This is a genomic window from Siminovitchia sp. FSL H7-0308 (assembly GCF_037980985.1).
In the GTDB taxonomy this organism is placed as follows: domain Bacteria; phylum Bacillota; class Bacilli; order Bacillales; family Bacillaceae_C; genus Siminovitchia; species Siminovitchia thermophila.
The window spans coordinates 3071423-3086820 of the sequence record NZ_CP150282.1 but is presented as its reverse complement, the minus strand read 5'-3'; the positions used below and the strand labels follow the sequence as shown (position 1 = coordinate 3086820).

Below are 15398 nucleotides of genomic sequence, written 5' to 3'. Positions count from 1 at the left end.
ATCGATGGAGTTTAATGCAAAAACGATGTTCATTGCAGGCCATGCGCGCCTGCCGCAAGGAATGGCTGCCAAAAGCGTCTACGAGACACTGACCATTACAGCAGAAATTGATGTAAAGTATGGGGTCATACTAAAAGCCTCCGCTACTCTTGCAACTGAACATGGAAGTGATTTTATCGGGCGGCTTCTAAGAGGAACCAGTTTGAAGGATGGCATTGATGAACAGATAGAAGCCATTCAAACGTATTATAAAGGGAAAGCGACCAACGCGCTTATTGCGGCCATGAAAGATTTGCACTTGCATTTCAAGCAAATCACTGAAGGGGAAAAATAAGGCGAGGAATTCCTCCTGAAGTGTGGAATCGTTATAAGGAACCATTTGATCAAAAAGCTCAGCGAGCCCCTTGACGGGCATTGTTGAGCTTTTATTCTTCGGGTGCTTTTACCCACAAGGATTTGACAACTTCTGTGAAAGACTGTAACTCCTCTTTCTCCTCTTTTTTCTTCAAATATATAAGAGATGTTTTAAAGCTGATCTTTTGATCCGTCAACTCGATAGGAATCAACATTCCATTGTTTAGCTCCTTTTTTATGAGATTGCTAGATAGCAGTCCATAGCCTGTTCCTTTTAAGACAGCGCGTTTGATTGCTTCTTCACTGCCGAATTCAATATTTTTTTTCGGAGAAAAGTCTGTTTGTTGTATATAGTGGTTAATGAGGGCCTTGTAGTTCCCGCTGATTCTGTATCTGATAAAAGGCAAGTTGTTGATGATTTCGTTCACTGACAATTGCTCAGAGACAGATTTTGCCGCGACTAATAAGAGCTCTTCTTCATCTAAAATGATATTTTCTATTTCTTCTCTTACTATTTCCCCTGCAATAACGCCTAAATCGAAAGTGTTGGATTCAATTCCTTTTATGACCTCGTTACTGTTACAAGAAGCTAAGTTGATATGGACATCGGGAAATGTCTTTAAAAACTCAGATACAATGAAAGGAAAGTAGTTGGTGCAATAAAATTCAGAAGCAGCAATATGAAGATAACCGTTTGGCTTTTCGAGATCTTCAAAGGCGGATTCCATTCGATCCACGATCAAAAAAAGTTCATCAGTATACTTCTTTAACAGCTTGCCGGCCGGTGTTAAATGATTGGTTCTTCCAACACGAAAGAATAATAGTTGATTCAACTCTTTTTCCAGTGACTGAATCTGAGCCGTAACAGTTGGCTGGGTAAAATTCAGTTTCTCCGCCGCCTTCGTAAAATTCGAGCACTCTGCCACCACCTGAAACGTTTTTAAATTCCTCAATTCCATTCCCGCGCCACCTCTGTACATCATATTGCCAACAGTTTACCATAGATCGGCCAATAGAAATGTATCCATAGAAGCGATTGATGAAAACGATTAAAAAGTTCAATTTCTCAATCAATATGCACCATGCTATGTTAAATGTAATGGGGGTGTTTGTGTGATTGTTTGTACAACATCAGACTTATCCGCTGAAATGAGACAAAAAATAGCGAAAGAAACGCAAGTTCCTGTCGTTCAAAGAACAATCAATGAACTGAGCAAAAGGGAGAAAAATGCTGTGGAAATTCTGATCACTTATGGAAACTTTGATGATGCTGTCACCGTTGAGGAATTGCGGCAGCTTCCAGGGTTGAAATGGATCCACGTCTTAAGCAGCGGGACGGAGCAATTGCCGATAACCCCAATCAAAGATAAGAACATTCTCGTCACTTCATCAAAAGGGATTCATGCGATTCCGATCAGTGAGTATGTGATTTTCGCCGTTCTTTATTTTGCAAAACATATACCACATTTTATAAAGCTTCAGGAACAGAAGAGCTGGTCATATACTGCTGGAATGTCTGAAGTTTATGGCAAAACGTTAGGCGTGTTGGGAACGGGTGTAATTGGATTGGAAATTGCCAGAAAAGCAAGGGCGCTTGGCATGAGTGTAATCGGAGTAAATCGAAGCGGACGTCATATGGCCGGCTTTGATGAAGTCCATCGTGTTCAGCGGTTGAAGGAAATAGTCCCATGTTGTGATTATATTTGCAGTGCGCTTCCATCTACTGATGAGACGAGAAATCTCATCGACAAAAATATCATTCAACTGATGAAGGATCAAGTCATTTTTATGAATGTCGGCAGAGGGGATGTCATTGTTGAAGAACATTTGTTAGAAGCTTTAAGAACAGGAAAAATAGGCGGTGCGGCTTTGGATGTGTTTAAAAGCGAGCCGCTTGAAGCTCAACATCCATTTTGGAGAATGAAAAATGTGTTGATTACACCTCATGCTTCCGCCAGAACGAATATGTACATGTTCCGTGCTCTTCAAATGTTCCTCGAAAATTTTCGCTATTATCAACAGAATGCTCTTCAGTTTATGGTCAATAAGGTGGATTTCCATTAACGTCATGTAGAAAGAAGGGAAAGCACATGGTGAAATACAGGCAAGATCCAACTTTTAAGGAGCCCAGGTTTAGTGGGATCAGTACTTTTATGAGGCTTCCGCATGTGAAGACATTGGAAAATGTAGACGTGGCCATCATAGGTGTCCCTTTTGATACGGGGCAAACATTCAGAACAGGAGCAAGGTTTGGACCGCAAGCCATTCGCAACTTCTCGTCGCTTGTGCGCTGCTCTTCGAATCACCAAAAAATCAATATATTTGATTATATTTCCGCTGTAGATTATGGAGATATTCCGGTTGTCCCGGGATTTATCCAAGAAACATATAAGAATATAGTCGAAGTTTTGGCTCCTATGTATAAAAAGGAAATCGTCCCGATTGTCATGGGCGGGGACCATTCCATTTCGTTAGGAGAACTGCGAGCTGCTGCCGAACATTATGGACCTGTTTCTCTCGTCCACTTTGATGCGCACACTGATACAGTGGACAGCTATTTTGGACAAAGGTACACACATGGTACCCCTTTTAGGCGGGCGGTGGAAGAAGGATTAATTGACCCTGTTCATTCTATCCAGATTGGGTTGCGCGGGTCGATCAATAGCGTGGACGAGTACGATCAATCCAGAGAACTCGGATTTGAAGTGATAACGACCGAAGAAGTCCTGGACATGGGAATCAAGTCATTAATTTCTTCCATTAAACATAGAGTGGCAGGCCGGCGTGTCTTTCTTTCTTTTGATGTAGACTTTATTGATCCGGCATTTGCCCCGGGGACGGGCACTCCGGAAGTTGGGGGAATTTATCCGCGTGAGGCCTTCCAAATATTACGCCAACTGACCGATATTCCTTTTATTGGTTTTGATGTGGTGGAAGTTCTTCCAGCGTACGATCATGGAGATATCACATCCGCATTGGCAGCCAACGTTATGTTTGAAATGATGTGTTTAACGGCATTGAATAAAAAAGAACACACCTGATGTGTAACAGAATGGGAGTGAGACACAACTAAATCAGCTGATGAAAAAACGAACAAACTTCATTCAGTAGGCGTTTTCTTCCATCTCCCTACTGAATGTTAGTTGAACCAATCGGGCATTTAGGTGCCGTTTACTCCCACTTAGCCCTTTTGTATTCACTCAAGATTTTGAAGTGGGAGTTTTACGGCACCTTACATGCGGGATAAAGTGAAACTTCATTGAATAAGATGGGACGGTTTGTATTCTCAGAGAATATGAAACAATTTCGAAAAAAATTTGACAAATTTGTTGACACCGCAGACACTCGGTGATATTCTTTAGATAAGAATTATTTTAAACATATTCACCTTTTGAAAAATGCCTTTTCAAAATCGTGAATAGTATAGATTGTACACAAACGACAGGGAAAGTAAAATAAGCAAAACTGCAATATTCACTGTGACTCTACTTCCATAGAGCGGTGAAGTGAATATAAGCCAGTTGTTCGAATGTAAGCCTTTCTATTTGGAAAGGTTGTTCGACAACTGGCTTTTTACGTTTTCTGTCAAACCCGTTTTTACTGATAAAATTTTTACAGGAGGAATATTTTCATGGGAGTTGCAACAGAAAGCAAATTCGTAAAGAAAACAGCCGGTTATGAGGTAAAGCCTCATCCGCAGTCAAACCGTTTGTTCCACATCACAGTTAACAAAGAAGCGATTGCCAAGTTTTTAGCGGCAGTGGAAGAGAAAAACATCTCTGTCCAAAGCCTTGAGTACACACCATACCAGCGCTTGATCGTATCTTCTCTTCTTCAAGATTTCGTGGGAGAAGATCTCGGCGAAACGCTTAGAGGAATTGTTCACGACCGCGAAACAGGCGGATTTACACTCGGTTTGGAAGGTGTAACTGAAAACACAGATGAGTATGTGATTTTTGCAACAGCGATTACACATCTACTTGGACAGCCCAACTTTGACGCCATGTCCGGAAAATATTATGCGCGTTTTACAGTAAAAGACACTGATAATAGTGACTCTTACCTGCGTCAAGCATACCGTCTCTTTACGCTCCATACTGACGGAACATTCGTTGATGAGCCAACTGACTGGTTGCTCATGATGAAAATGATTGAAGAAAACGCGCGTGGCGGTGAATCAAGACTTCTTCACTTGGATGATTGGAAAGAGCTTGATAAATTTGCCAACAATCCGCTTGGAAGCCATAAATTCTTGTACAAAGCTCCACCAAGCAAAAACGTTTCACAAGAAGTTAATCGTGCAACATTCTTTAAAAAGAATGACAAACCTTGCATCTGCTTTATCGACCAATTTGTTTATCCAGAAACAATTGATCAAGCTAAATACTTGGAAGAACTTTCTGCTTCCATGGAAAGCGATGAGAGCGTCATTGAATTGGAACTTCCAGTAGGCGACCTCGTTGTCGTCAACAACTTGTTCTGGTTGCACGGCCGTGCGGCATTTGAAAAAGATCCAAACTTAAATCGTGAATTGATGCGTCAACGTGGACGTTTCTTAGAGTAAATCAATCTCATTTGGAAATAACCTCTACCATTTTGTATGCACCCTTTGCAGGGTGCTTTTTTTATAGACAGAGAACATAATCCATATAGATCCAAGTGAATCCAAGAGAAGAAATCGCAAACCCAGTCACCATTTCCGGTTCATCGTACGCGCTCAAGTATGATGGTGCCGTTCGGACATTGCACTATGCAAAACTGGTCGACAGACGACTATTTGTGATTTGGCGGTAAAATCATGAGCGGAGTAAAACGCGCGGCAAGCGGCTTCCTAAGCTGGAAGATAAAATATGTAGGAAAGCCGCTTGCGATGAACGCCCTCCCGCTTTGGACTAACAAGTTGAGCACAAAACTCGCGGACAAGCGTGGATAAGAGGGTGAGCCGAAATACCCGTGTATGAGGAGGTCATACCCGCGTATAGAGGAGAATACCCGCGCGTGGAGAGAAATACCCGCGCATGGAGAGAAATACCCGCGTATAGAGAAATACCCGCGTATAGAGAAAAATACCCGCGTATAGAGGAAAATACCCGCGTATAGAGGAGAATACCCGCGTATAGAGGAAGAATACCCGCGTATAGAGAAAAATACCCGCGTATAGAGAGAAATCCCCGCGTATAGAGAGAAATACCCGCGTATAGAGAGAAATACCCGCGTATAGAGGAGAATACCCGCGTATAGAGAGAAATACCCGCGTATAGAGAAATACCCGCGTATAGAGGAAAATACCCGCGTATAGAGGAGAATACCCGCGTATAGAGAAAAATACCCGCGTATAGAGAGAAATCCCGCGTATAGAGGAAAATACCCGCGTATAGAGAGAAATACCCGCGTATAGAGAAATACCCGCGCATAGAGAAAAATACCCGCGTATAGAGGAAAATACCCGCGTATAGAGAGAAATACCCGCGTATAGAGAAATACCCGCGCATGGAGGAAAATACCCGCGTATAGAGAGAAATACCCGCGTATAGAGGAGAATACCCGCGTATAGAGAAAAATACCCGCGTATAGAGGATAATACCCGCGTATAGAGAGAAATACCCGCGGATAGAAAAAAATACCCACGTATAGAGAAATACCCGCGTATAGAGAGAAATACCCGCGTATAGAGAGAAATACCCGCGAATACCCGCGTATAGAGGATAATACCCGCGTATAGAGAGAAATACCCGCGTATAGAGAAATACCCGCGTATAGAGAGAAATACCCGCGTATAGAGGATAATACCCGCGTATAGAGAAAAATACCCGCGTATAAGGAGAAATCCCGCGGATACCCGTCATATCATCCGCGGGATTAAGAAAGCTTTCCTTGAGTAACCGCTATGTTGCTCAGTCAATTTTTAAGGGCTTGTTTTGTTCTCCTTCATGCCATTCTAATTCGAATTCAAATTCATACTTTCCATTTCTTTCTTCGAGTTCAATTTCTACGGTGACGAATTCTCCCGGTTCCACTTTTTGTGCCTGTTCTCCTTGGTGGAGCGTAAAAGACCCCTCTTCTTTTAATTTTGTTGCAATGGTTTGGAGGAGCGATGCTGCCTGTTCTCTTCCCATTTTTTCTTTATAACTGATCAGTCTGTTTGTTTGGTTTCTGTTGTTCATGATCCATCCTCCTTTCTGATATCGCTTATTACTATTCTTCCACAAAAAAGTAAAAGTTCCTCTAAAAGTTGTGATTTTATAGGGATGTTTCCCACGATGTGCTAAAATATACGTGAAAGAGGGTGGAAGGAGAATCGGATGGCTTGGTTATATGTTCTCTTTGCGGCTATTGTTGAAGTATTTTGGGTCATTGGTCTAAGGTACTCGGAAACATTTTGGGAATGGACCGGGACAATTGTGATGATTATTTTCAGCTTCTATTTTGTCATTAAAGCATGTGAAAAACTGCCATCTGGAACGGTCTATGCCGTTTTTACAGGTTCCGGGGCAGCTGCCATTGTCTTGATTGATTTTATCGTTTTTAGCGCAGACTTCACCTTTATAAAACTTATTTTTATCGCTTTCATTATTATAGGAGTAGTGGGAATTAAAATGACGACAGACGAGAAGCGTGAAGTGTCGAAAAACCCTTCAGATGGAGGAGATTGATTTGGCATGGGTGTATCTCATTATTGCAAGTTTCGGAGAAATTTTTGGTGTTATGAGCATCAATATGTATAATCAGAAAAAAAGTATCGGATGGCTGCTTGCCATTATTTTCACCTTTGGCTTCGGGTTTTATTTTTTGGCATTGGCGATGAAGGACATTCCGCTCGGTACGGCGTATGCAATCTGGACGGGATTGGGAGCGGCAGGCGCTGTCATAATGGGTATCCTCTTTTTTAAAGAGTCGGCAGGGTGGAAACGCATGTTATTTTTGAGCTTCATCATTGCTGGCGCAATCGGGTTAAAAGCGATTGAATGAGGGGGGAGCAATGATGGATGATGTAAGGTTTCAATCAATGGTTGAATGGTTGCGACAACATCACAATCAAGAAAATGCCGTAAAGATGGAAAGGTATATGCAAGGGCTATTTTCCTTCATTGGATTAAGATCGCCAGAAAGAAGGAATCTCACAAAGAATTTTATTTAATTGTTTCATGACATGACAATGGATGAATGTAAACCTTTTATTTTAAAATTGTGGGAGCTTCCGGAAAAAGAGTTTCAAAATATTGCCTTGGACATACTTGGCAAAAAACAGCAACAATTGGATGCATCCCATATAGATTTGATTGAATATTTGATTATAAAGAAGCCGTGGTGGGACACTGTTGATACCATTGCCAGCCACTTGGTTGGCACGTTATTTTTCAAACATCCCGAACTAATCGAATCAAGAGGCGAGAAATGGCTAACTTCCGATCATATGTGGCTTCAGCGGACCATGATCCTCTTTCAATTAAAGTATAAAGAAAAGACGGATGAAACATTGCTGTTTGCCAATATTAAGCGCACGATGCATATAGAGCAATTTTTTATTCAAAAAGCGATTGGCTGGTCGCTCAGAGAGTACTCAAAAAGCAGCCCTGCCAGTGTCCTGCATTTTATAGAAAGTCATCCATTGTCTAACCTGGCAAAAAGAGAAGGCTTAAAATATATGCAAAGAAAAGGGAGGAATATGGATGGCTAAAAAGGCGTTGCTAAATGTCGATTATACATATGACTTTGTGGCTGAAGACGGCAAGCTTACTTGCGGGAGGCCAGGGCGGGATATTGAAAAGGCAATTGTTGGCTTAACAAAACAGTTTTTGGAAAATGGTGATTTTGTCGTTTTTGCGGTTGATAAACATGAAGAGGGAGATGACTTGCATCCTGAGACGGCGCTTTTCCCTCCACATAATATTGCAGGTACAAGCGGGCGGGAATTTTACGGCGGTTTGAAAGATTTGTACGAGCAGCAAAAAAATAGCCCAAACTTATATTATCTGGATAAAACAAGGTACAGTGCGTTTGCGGGAACGGACCTTGAAATAAAACTGCGTGAGCGGGCAATTGAAGAAGTTCATATTTGTGGGGTCTGTACCGATATATGTGTGTTGCATACAGCGGTGGACGCCTTTAACAAAGGGTTTCAAATGGTTATTCATAAGAATGCGGTGGCAAGCTTTAATGAGACGGGCCACAACTGGGCATTGACCCATTTTACAAACACACTTGGGGCAAGAGTAGTCTGAGAAAGGGAGTAAAGGCGCATGAGATTTCATGAAAACGACGACAGCCTGGCGCTGCATACAGATTTATATCAAATTAATATGGCGAAAACCTATTGGCAAGATGGAATCCACGAAAGAAAAGCAGTATTTGAATTATATTTTAGAAAATTGCCGTTTGCAAACGGTTATGCCATTTTTGCCGGATTGGAAAAAGCGATTCATTATTTGCGGAATTTTCATTTCAGCGAAAGCGATTTGCGATATTTGCGGGATGATCTCGATTATAATGGGGAATTTATCGACTATTTGGCGAACCTTCGTTTTTCAGGGACGGTTCGTTCCATGAAGGAAGGAGAGCTTGTATTTGGCAATGAGCCCATCTTGCAAGTGGAGGCACCGCTTGCCGAAGCGCAGCTCATTGAAACCGCACTCCTGAACATCGTGAATTATCAAACATTGATTGCCACTAAGGCTTCCCGAATAAAAGAAGTGGTCGGGGATGAAGTGGCGCTGGAGTTTGGTTCAAGGAGAGCACAGGAAATGGACGCCGCTTTATGGGGAACACGCGCAGCTTTTATTGGCGGTTTCGATGCCACTAGCAATGTAAGGGCCGGCAAATTGTTCGGTATGCCTGTTGCCGGGACGCATGCCCATTCCATGGTCCAAGCGTATCAAGATGATTATACCGCATTTAAAAAATATGCGGAAAGTCATCGGGACTGCGTGTTTCTCGTTGATACATATGATACATTGAGATCCGGCGTTCCGGCGGCGATCCGGGTGGCGAAAGAATTTGGTGACAGGATTCAATTTAAAGGAATCCGCCTCGACAGCGGGGACATGGCCTTTTTATCAAAAGAAGCGAGGAAAATGCTGGATGTGGCAGGATTTCCGGACGCCAAAATTTATGCGTCAAGTGATTTGGATGAATATACGATTTTCCACTTGAAAGCACAAGGAGCAAAAATCGACTCCTGGGGAATCGGCACGAAACTCATTACTGCTTATGATCAGCCTGCGCTTGGGGCGGTATATAAAATGGTCGCCATCGAGAATGAGTTCGGAGAATGGGAGGATACGATTAAAATATCGAGTAACGCCGAAAAAGTAACCACCCCGGGCCGTAAAAAGGTTTACCGGATCATTAATCGGTTAAATCATAAGTCAGAGGGTGATTATATCACCTTATGGGATGAAAAGCCGGAAGAAGAAAAACAACTGAAAATGTTTCATCCTGTTCATACGTTTATTAGTAAATTGGTAACAGATTTTAATGCAAAACAATTACTTCATGAAATATTTGTAGACGGAGAGCTGGTATATGATTTGCCGGGCCTTCAAGACATTCAGGCGTTTGCCAGGGAAAACCTTGATCTCTTGTGGGCAGAGTATCGGCGTTCGCTAAATCCTGAAGAATATCCAGTCGACCTCAGTCAGGATTGCTGGGATAATAAAATGAGGAATATCGAAGCGGTCAAAGAAAAGATTGACCGTTTGAGAAAATAGAAGAAAGGGGACATGCGCCGTGAGTTTACAACAACAAATCATCAAAGAATTAAAGGTAAAGTCCCGGATCGATCCACAGGAAGAAATCCGCATCAGCATCGACTTTATGAAAGAGTATATGAAAGCTCATCCTTTTTTTAACGGATTTGTACTCGGTATATCTGGCGGACAAGATTCGACATTAGTCGGGAAACTGGCCCAGATGGCGGTTGACGAGCTGAACGAGGAGCGTGATGTGAAAAAATATAAATTTATTGCTGTCCGGCTGCCTTATGGCGTACAAAAAGATGCAAGCGATGTAGATGACGCGCTGGCATTTATTAAGCCGAGCGTGACTTATACAGTGGATATAAAGCCTGCCGTTGACGCAAGTGTGGCTTCCCTTGAAAAGGCGGGGGTGAAGATTTCCGACTTCACAAAAGGAAATGAAAAAGCGAGGGAACGGATGAAGGCCCAGTATAGCATCGCGGCAATGCATAACTGTGTCGTTCTCGGCACTGATCATGGAGCAGAAGCGATTACGGGGTTTTTTACAAAGCATGGAGACGGCGCAGCCGATCTCGTTCCTATATTCAGGTTAAATAAAAGGCAGGGAAGAATGCTTCTGAAAGAGCTGGGCTGTCCGGAACATTTGTACAATAAAATCCCAACCGCAGACCTGGAGGATGCCCGGCCGCTCTTGCCGGATGAGGTGGCGCTTGGCGTGTCATATGAGGATATCGATGACTATTTGGAAGGGAAGCAGGTTTCCCCGCAGGCTAAAAATACGATAGAGGCTTTATACCGCAAATCAATGCATAAACGGCATTTGCCGGCACATGTATTTGATGACTTTTGGAAATAGGGGGCGGTTCAGTCCCCTTCCATTCCACCATGTAAAATATGATAGGATCGGCAGGTGTATTCATTGACGACCGAGATTTCTCAGCAGCAAGTGAAAAAAGTGATTCAAAACATAGAAAAGGTCATTATTGGAAAAACAGAAGTAGCTCGGCTCAGTATCGTTGCGCTCCTGGCGGAAGGCCATGTGCTGCTGGAGGATGTACCCGGGTTAGGGAAAACGATGCTCGTCAAAGCGTTGGCGAAATCCGTTGATGCCGACTTTAAACGCATTCAATTCACTCCGGATTTATTGCCTTCCGATGTACTTGGCGTATCGATTTACAACCCGAAAGAAATGGCGTTTTCTTTTCGGCCCGGACCAATCGTGGGAAATATTGTTTTAGCCGATGAAATCAATCGGACTTCGCCTAAAACCCAATCTGCCTTGCTTGAAGCAATGGAAGAAAAAAGTGTGACGATTGACGGCGCGACACTCCATATGGAAAAACCGTTTTTTGTGATGGCAACACAAAACCCAGTAGAATACGAAGGAACATACCCGCTTCCCGAAGCCCAATTAGACCGGTTTTTATTGAAACTGAAAATGGGATACCCGGAAGCAAATGAAGAAGTAGAACTGTTGACGAGAGTACAAAAAGTCCCGCCAATCGACTACCTGGAACCGGTTATCAGCCTGGAGGAATTAAGACATTTGCAGCGCCAGGTGAAAGATATATTTGCGGAAGAAACGATTAAACAATATATCGTTGATTTGGCCATCAAGACGCGGTCTCATCCGGACATATTCCTCGGAATCAGCCCCCGCGGATCAATCGCCTTGCTAAAAGCGGCACAGGCATACGCATTTATTTCAGGGCGCGACTTTATTATCCCGGATGATGTCCAGTACCTTGCTCCATATGTTTTCTCCCATCGCATCCTTTTGCAATCCGAAGCCAAGTACCGTGGGGTTTCAGCCGAATCCCTTATAGGCGAATTGGTGAAGTCGGTTGATATACCGGTAAAAAGGGCTGTAAAATAAGATGAAAACAAGAAGTTCCAAAATTCCAATTATGGCAACATTGAAAAGACTTTCCGGATTTTTCCTTATCATCCTATTGCTTGCCCTTATTTTCTCCTATGCCATGTTTCAAGGCGGGTTTGTCAGCTGGTTTTTGTTTTTCAGCTTTTTGCCTGTGGCTGTCTATTCGCTTTTGCTGAATGCCTTTCCATTACGATTTGATGTGAAGAGGGATCTTTCCTCTGAACGGCTTTACGCCGGAAATAATGTACGAGTAACCATCACTGCAACAAGAACATTTCCTTTTCCTCTGCTTTTTTTAATCATCGAAGATGTTGCTTCCGTCAATGGTCATAAACAGATGCTTTTTCCCGGGTTTAGCAGGCGGTTGACGATTCGTTACGAGATTACCCGTATTCCCCGTGGAGAGCATATGTTTCATTCTGTCCGTTTTAAAACCGGAGACCTTTTCGGTTTTTTGGAAAAAGAAACATCCATTTCTGTTCCGAAAACGATCCTTGTCTATCCCAAGTTGAATCCTTTTATCCATGAACCGTTTAAACGGGCGCTGGAGCGTGGAATGGGATCAGGAAGATTCCAATATCATAAGGATGCCTCTCTTGTGGCCGGAATCAGGGAATATCAGCCCGGGGACCGATTTTCATGGATTGATTGGAAGGCGACAGCAAGGACAAATGACATCATGGCGAAAGAATTTGAGGTCAAAAGGTCCAATGATCCGCTATTCGTGCTTGATTGCAGCATTGCCGACCACTTTGAGAAAATGGTTGAATTTACAGCCTCTGCCGCAAGGTCCATACTTGAGAGCGGGGGACAGGCAGGCTTGTATTTGCCGGGGGGCGAAACATCATATCTCCCGGTGAATGGCGGCGAACGGCATTTTATGAATATATTATATGTCTTGGCGAAAGCGCGGCCTCAATTTAAAAATGTCATGGAAGAAATGGTAGAAGAGGCGAAACTGTTTCAACACAACGGAAGTGTGATTTTTATTGCGGCCTCACTGACAAGCTCTTTATTGGAACAGGCAGAAATGCTAGTAAGAAGGAAGCGAAATGTTGTTATTTTCCTTGCTCAAGCGAAAGCCGCGGCACCGCAAGAGAAAGTGTTGATTCAGGAAGCGCTGCAACGAGGTATGCACATTGAAAGATTATATGATCGAGAGATAAAAGCCGATTTATCGGGGGAGAAAGAAGCATGAATAAGGATCGGACATATATGAAACTACTGCTTTATGTATTTGGTTTTTTGCTTCTTTGGGAATGGCTTTTGCCATTGGAACAAATTACAAAAACAAGCCAAATTCATTACTTCATCATTTTCGTTGTGTTTTCCATCATCTTGATTTTCTTGGGAACACCATGGTTTATTAGCTGGCCGGTAAAGTCAGGTTTTATCCTTATTTTCCTGTACCTTATCTTTCGGGAAGCGAATGAGCCCATCGTTGTCTGGCTTCCTCGTTTCGGTACGGAAATCCAGTTAAATATATCGTTGCTTGCTTCCAAAAACTGGACCGAATTATCGCCCGGATTTCGCAGTCTATTATTTTTTCTATTGTTATGGCAAATTACTTATTTGCTTCGCTTTTGGCTGACAATCAGAAAGAGAATTTTCATTTTTTACATGATGACGATTTTTTATGTCGCTCTCCTGGATACTTTTACCGAATATGAAGCGAACCGGGCCATTGTGCGTATTGTTATCATTGGTTTCGCACTTCTCGGAATTCTTTTTTTTCAGCGTGTGTTGGAAAAAGAACAGATTAAAGATGCATCCGGATTAATGAAACAATGGATGTTTCCTTTAACCTCCATGATTATACTCAGTGTATTGGCAGGTTATATTTCACCTAAAGCAGCCCCAGTTTGGCCGGATCCTGTACCGTATATCAAATCCAAATCGACTACGGATAAGACGGCAAATCCCGGTATCTCCAAAATCGGCTACGGAGTAGACGACTCCCAATTGGGCGGACCGTTTATCAGTGATGATCGGGTCGTATTCGAAGTGACATCTTCGAGCAGGCAGTATTGGAAGATTGAAACGAAAGATGTATACACTGGAAAAGGCTGGATTACTTCGGAACAATCTGCTCCAATGAAGCGATTCGAATATGGAGAAACATTTTTAATGGATGAGCACATGCGCAACGAGGGAGAATTGACAAAAGCAAGCTTCCAATTTGAAATCCAATATCCACATATCGTCAGACCTTACGGGTTTGTATCGGTAACAGGCAATGAAGGGAATGGTTTTCTTCAATATGATCCGGTTCTTGACAAGATAAATTCACACACAAGTGATGGTACGGAAGCCCGCTTGAAAGAATATACAGTCACATACGAGAAAGCCGCATACAGCATGAAGAAGTTGCGAGGGACAACTGGTTTGCCGGACGGTGAGCAATATAACCAGCTGCAAAAAAGATATACGCAGCTTCCCGCAGCGTTTCCAGAACGTGTTAAGGAGCTGGCTGTTGAAATAACGAAAGAGGAAGATAATTGGTTTGACAAGGCAAAAGCCATAGAGCGCCACTTCCAATCGGGTGATTTTTCCTATGACCAAACCCGCGTCGCCATTCCAACCGGTGATGAGGATTATGTAGAACAATTTTTGTTTGATACGAAAAGGGGATATTGTGATAATTTCTCTAGCTCCATGGTAACAATGCTGCGTTCGATTGGAATTCCGGCTAGATGGGCGAAAGGCTACGCGCCTGGGAACTACCGCGAAGCGGCTGATGGAGAATACAGAATTTACCAAGTAACAAACAATGAGGCCCATTCGTGGGTGGAAGTTTACTTTCCGGGTTTGGGATGGGTTCCATTTGAACCGACAAAAGGATTTAACAATCCTTCATCTTATGTATTCGACGAAGCCCAATCTCAAGCAAGCCAGACCGATCCGGCTGCGCCCCCCGAAAAAGAGGCTGAGAAGGAAGAAAAAGAGACAAAGGAAGTTATTGAAGAAAAAGAACCTTCCAACACTTCCAATTTTACGGGAATCGGGCTTTCCAAATGGATTTGGAGTGGCGCCCTGTTATTAGTTGTTATGGGCTTAGGATTTGCGATCTTTTATAGTAGAAGAAAACGTCCTTTTGCAAATAAAAATGAGAAAAATGATGACGGAACTTTTATAGAAGCATACGAGCTGTTGCTAAAGCGGTTGGACAAACGCGGCTTTCAAAGGAAAACGGGCCAAACATTGCGTGAATATGCGGCCTATATCGACCGGCAACTTCAAACCAAGGAAATGAGCCAATTAACGCAAGCGTATGAACGCATCATTTACCGGGGAGATGACGCATCTACCCTCACCAGTGAAGAAAAAGCGCTCTGGAAAACGCTCATGGAAAAGGCGAGCGGCGGGGAGATGTCATCGAATTAATCTAAACATACAGCAGTTGGGCTTGGAATCAAAAAGAACTGGAGTACATTAGAAAAGAGAGGCTATCAATACGAAGAAAGAGCCTG

At 42.9% G+C, this 15398-nt stretch carries 15 protein-coding genes and 1 pseudogene; 14 read left to right on the top strand and 2 right to left on the bottom strand.

The window, feature by feature from the left end; translation table 11 throughout:
* Positions 1-4: 4 nt before the first annotated feature.
* Positions 5-334, top strand: a complete 330-nt coding sequence (locus tag MHB50_RS14695; RefSeq protein ID WP_077113158.1) for a DUF3870 domain-containing protein — start codon at positions 5-7, stop codon at positions 332-334.
* Positions 335-425: 91 nt separating this feature from the next.
* Here the strand turns inward: MHB50_RS14695 and MHB50_RS14690 are convergent, their stop codons facing one another.
* The gene (locus tag MHB50_RS14690; RefSeq protein WP_340084035.1) at positions 426-1313 is read right to left on the bottom strand and encodes a LysR family transcriptional regulator; all 888 of its coding nucleotides are present in this window, start codon (positions 1311-1313) and stop codon (positions 426-428) included.
* Positions 1314-1467: 154 nt separating this feature from the next.
* On the opposite strand from MHB50_RS14690, the gene MHB50_RS14685 reads away from it, so the two are divergent.
* The 4 genes from MHB50_RS14685 (at position 1468) to MHB50_RS14670 (ending at position 5287) form a co-directional block, all read left to right on the top strand.
* On the top strand, positions 1468-2418 hold the full coding sequence (locus tag MHB50_RS14685; RefSeq protein WP_340084033.1) for a D-2-hydroxyacid dehydrogenase: 951 nt from the start codon (positions 1468-1470) through the stop codon (positions 2416-2418).
* 26 nt (positions 2419-2444) lie between these two features.
* Positions 2445-3395, top strand: a complete 951-nt coding sequence (gene speB, locus MHB50_RS14680) for an agmatinase (protein WP_340084032.1) — start codon at positions 2445-2447, stop codon at positions 3393-3395.
* A 590-nt stretch (positions 3396-3985) separates the two neighbouring features.
* The gene (gene glaH, locus MHB50_RS14675; protein WP_077113162.1) at positions 3986-4918 is read left to right on the top strand and encodes a glutarate dioxygenase GlaH; all 933 of its coding nucleotides are present in this window, start codon (positions 3986-3988) and stop codon (positions 4916-4918) included.
* 234 nt (positions 4919-5152) lie between these two features.
* Complete coding sequence (locus tag MHB50_RS14670; RefSeq protein WP_268920954.1) at positions 5153-5287, top strand: hypothetical protein; 135 nt, start codon at positions 5153-5155, stop codon at positions 5285-5287.
* 961 nt (positions 5288-6248) lie between these two features.
* On the opposite strand, the gene MHB50_RS14665 is transcribed toward MHB50_RS14670, so the two are convergent.
* Positions 6249-6518: an amphi-Trp domain-containing protein gene (locus MHB50_RS14665; protein ID WP_339164479.1), complete on the bottom strand. Its 270-nt coding sequence runs from the start codon at positions 6516-6518 to the stop codon at positions 6249-6251.
* 138 nt (positions 6519-6656) lie between these two features.
* Between MHB50_RS14665 and MHB50_RS14660 the strand changes: the two genes are divergently transcribed.
* The 9 genes and pseudogenes from MHB50_RS14660 to MHB50_RS14620 all read left to right on the top strand — a co-directional run bounded on the left by MHB50_RS14660 (position 6657) and on the right by MHB50_RS14620 (position 15312).
* Positions 6657-7007, top strand: a complete 351-nt coding sequence (locus tag MHB50_RS14660; protein ID WP_340084031.1) for a multidrug efflux SMR transporter — start codon at positions 6657-6659, stop codon at positions 7005-7007.
* 1 nt (position 7008) lies between these two features.
* Entirely contained in the window at positions 7009-7323 is a 315-nt protein-coding gene (locus tag MHB50_RS14655) for a multidrug efflux SMR transporter (RefSeq protein ID WP_339164475.1), read from the top strand.
* Between the two features lie 10 nt (positions 7324-7333).
* Positions 7334-8032: pseudogene (locus MHB50_RS14650) on the top strand (DNA alkylation repair protein).
* Positions 8025-8576, top strand: a complete 552-nt coding sequence (locus tag MHB50_RS14645) for an isochorismatase family cysteine hydrolase (protein ID WP_339164472.1) — start codon at positions 8025-8027, stop codon at positions 8574-8576. The pseudogene MHB50_RS14650 and the gene MHB50_RS14645 overlap by 8 nt, the downstream one beginning before the upstream one ends.
* Positions 8577-8594: 18 nt before the next feature.
* Positions 8595-10061 carry a nicotinate phosphoribosyltransferase gene (locus tag MHB50_RS14640; protein ID WP_340084030.1) on the top strand — a complete coding sequence of 489 codons (1467 nt, stop codon included), beginning with the start codon at positions 8595-8597 and terminating at the stop codon, positions 10059-10061.
* A 19-nt stretch (positions 10062-10080) separates the two neighbouring features.
* Positions 10081-10905: an ammonia-dependent NAD(+) synthetase gene (gene nadE, locus MHB50_RS14635; RefSeq protein WP_077113168.1), complete on the top strand. Its 825-nt coding sequence runs from the start codon at positions 10081-10083 to the stop codon at positions 10903-10905.
* A gap of 63 nt (positions 10906-10968) precedes the next feature.
* The gene (locus MHB50_RS14630; RefSeq protein WP_077113169.1) at positions 10969-11925 is read left to right on the top strand and encodes a MoxR family ATPase; all 957 of its coding nucleotides are present in this window, start codon (positions 10969-10971) and stop codon (positions 11923-11925) included.
* A 1-nt stretch (position 11926) separates the two neighbouring features.
* Positions 11927-13126, top strand: coding sequence for a DUF58 domain-containing protein (locus tag MHB50_RS14625; protein ID WP_077113170.1), 1200 nt, complete (start codon positions 11927-11929; stop codon positions 13124-13126).
* Entirely contained in the window at positions 13123-15312 is a 2190-nt protein-coding gene (locus MHB50_RS14620; RefSeq protein ID WP_077113171.1) for a transglutaminase domain-containing protein, read from the top strand. Before MHB50_RS14625 ends, MHB50_RS14620 begins: the two co-directional genes overlap by 4 nt.
* Positions 15313-15398: the final 86 nt, after the last annotated feature.

Bases quoted from the DNA above. Each gene is read 5' to 3' on its own strand.
- MHB50_RS14695 (WP_077113158.1), top strand. From the start codon at position 5: ATGGAGTTTAATGCAAAAACGATGTTCATTGCAGGCCATGCGCGCCTG.
- MHB50_RS14690 (WP_340084035.1), bottom strand. From the start codon at position 1,313: ATGGAATTGAGGAATTTAAAAACGTTTCAGGTGGTGGCAGAGTGCTCG.
- speB (WP_340084032.1), top strand. From the start codon at position 2,445: ATGGTGAAATACAGGCAAGATCCAACTTTTAAGGAGCCCAGGTTTAGT.
- glaH (WP_077113162.1), top strand. From the start codon at position 3,986: ATGGGAGTTGCAACAGAAAGCAAATTCGTAAAGAAAACAGCCGGTTAT.
- MHB50_RS14670 (WP_268920954.1), top strand. From the start codon at position 5,153: ATGAGCGGAGTAAAACGCGCGGCAAGCGGCTTCCTAAGCTGGAAGATA.
- MHB50_RS14665 (WP_339164479.1), bottom strand. From the start codon at position 6,518: ATGAACAACAGAAACCAAACAAACAGACTGATCAGTTATAAAGAAAAA.
- MHB50_RS14660 (WP_340084031.1), top strand. From the start codon at position 6,657: ATGGCTTGGTTATATGTTCTCTTTGCGGCTATTGTTGAAGTATTTTGG.
- MHB50_RS14645 (WP_339164472.1), top strand. From the start codon at position 8,025: ATGGCTAAAAAGGCGTTGCTAAATGTCGATTATACATATGACTTTGTG.
- MHB50_RS14640 (WP_340084030.1), top strand. From the start codon at position 8,595: ATGAGATTTCATGAAAACGACGACAGCCTGGCGCTGCATACAGATTTA.
- MHB50_RS14625 (WP_077113170.1), top strand. From the start codon at position 11,927: ATGAAAACAAGAAGTTCCAAAATTCCAATTATGGCAACATTGAAAAGA.
- MHB50_RS14620 (WP_077113171.1), top strand. From the start codon at position 13,123: ATGAATAAGGATCGGACATATATGAAACTACTGCTTTATGTATTTGGT.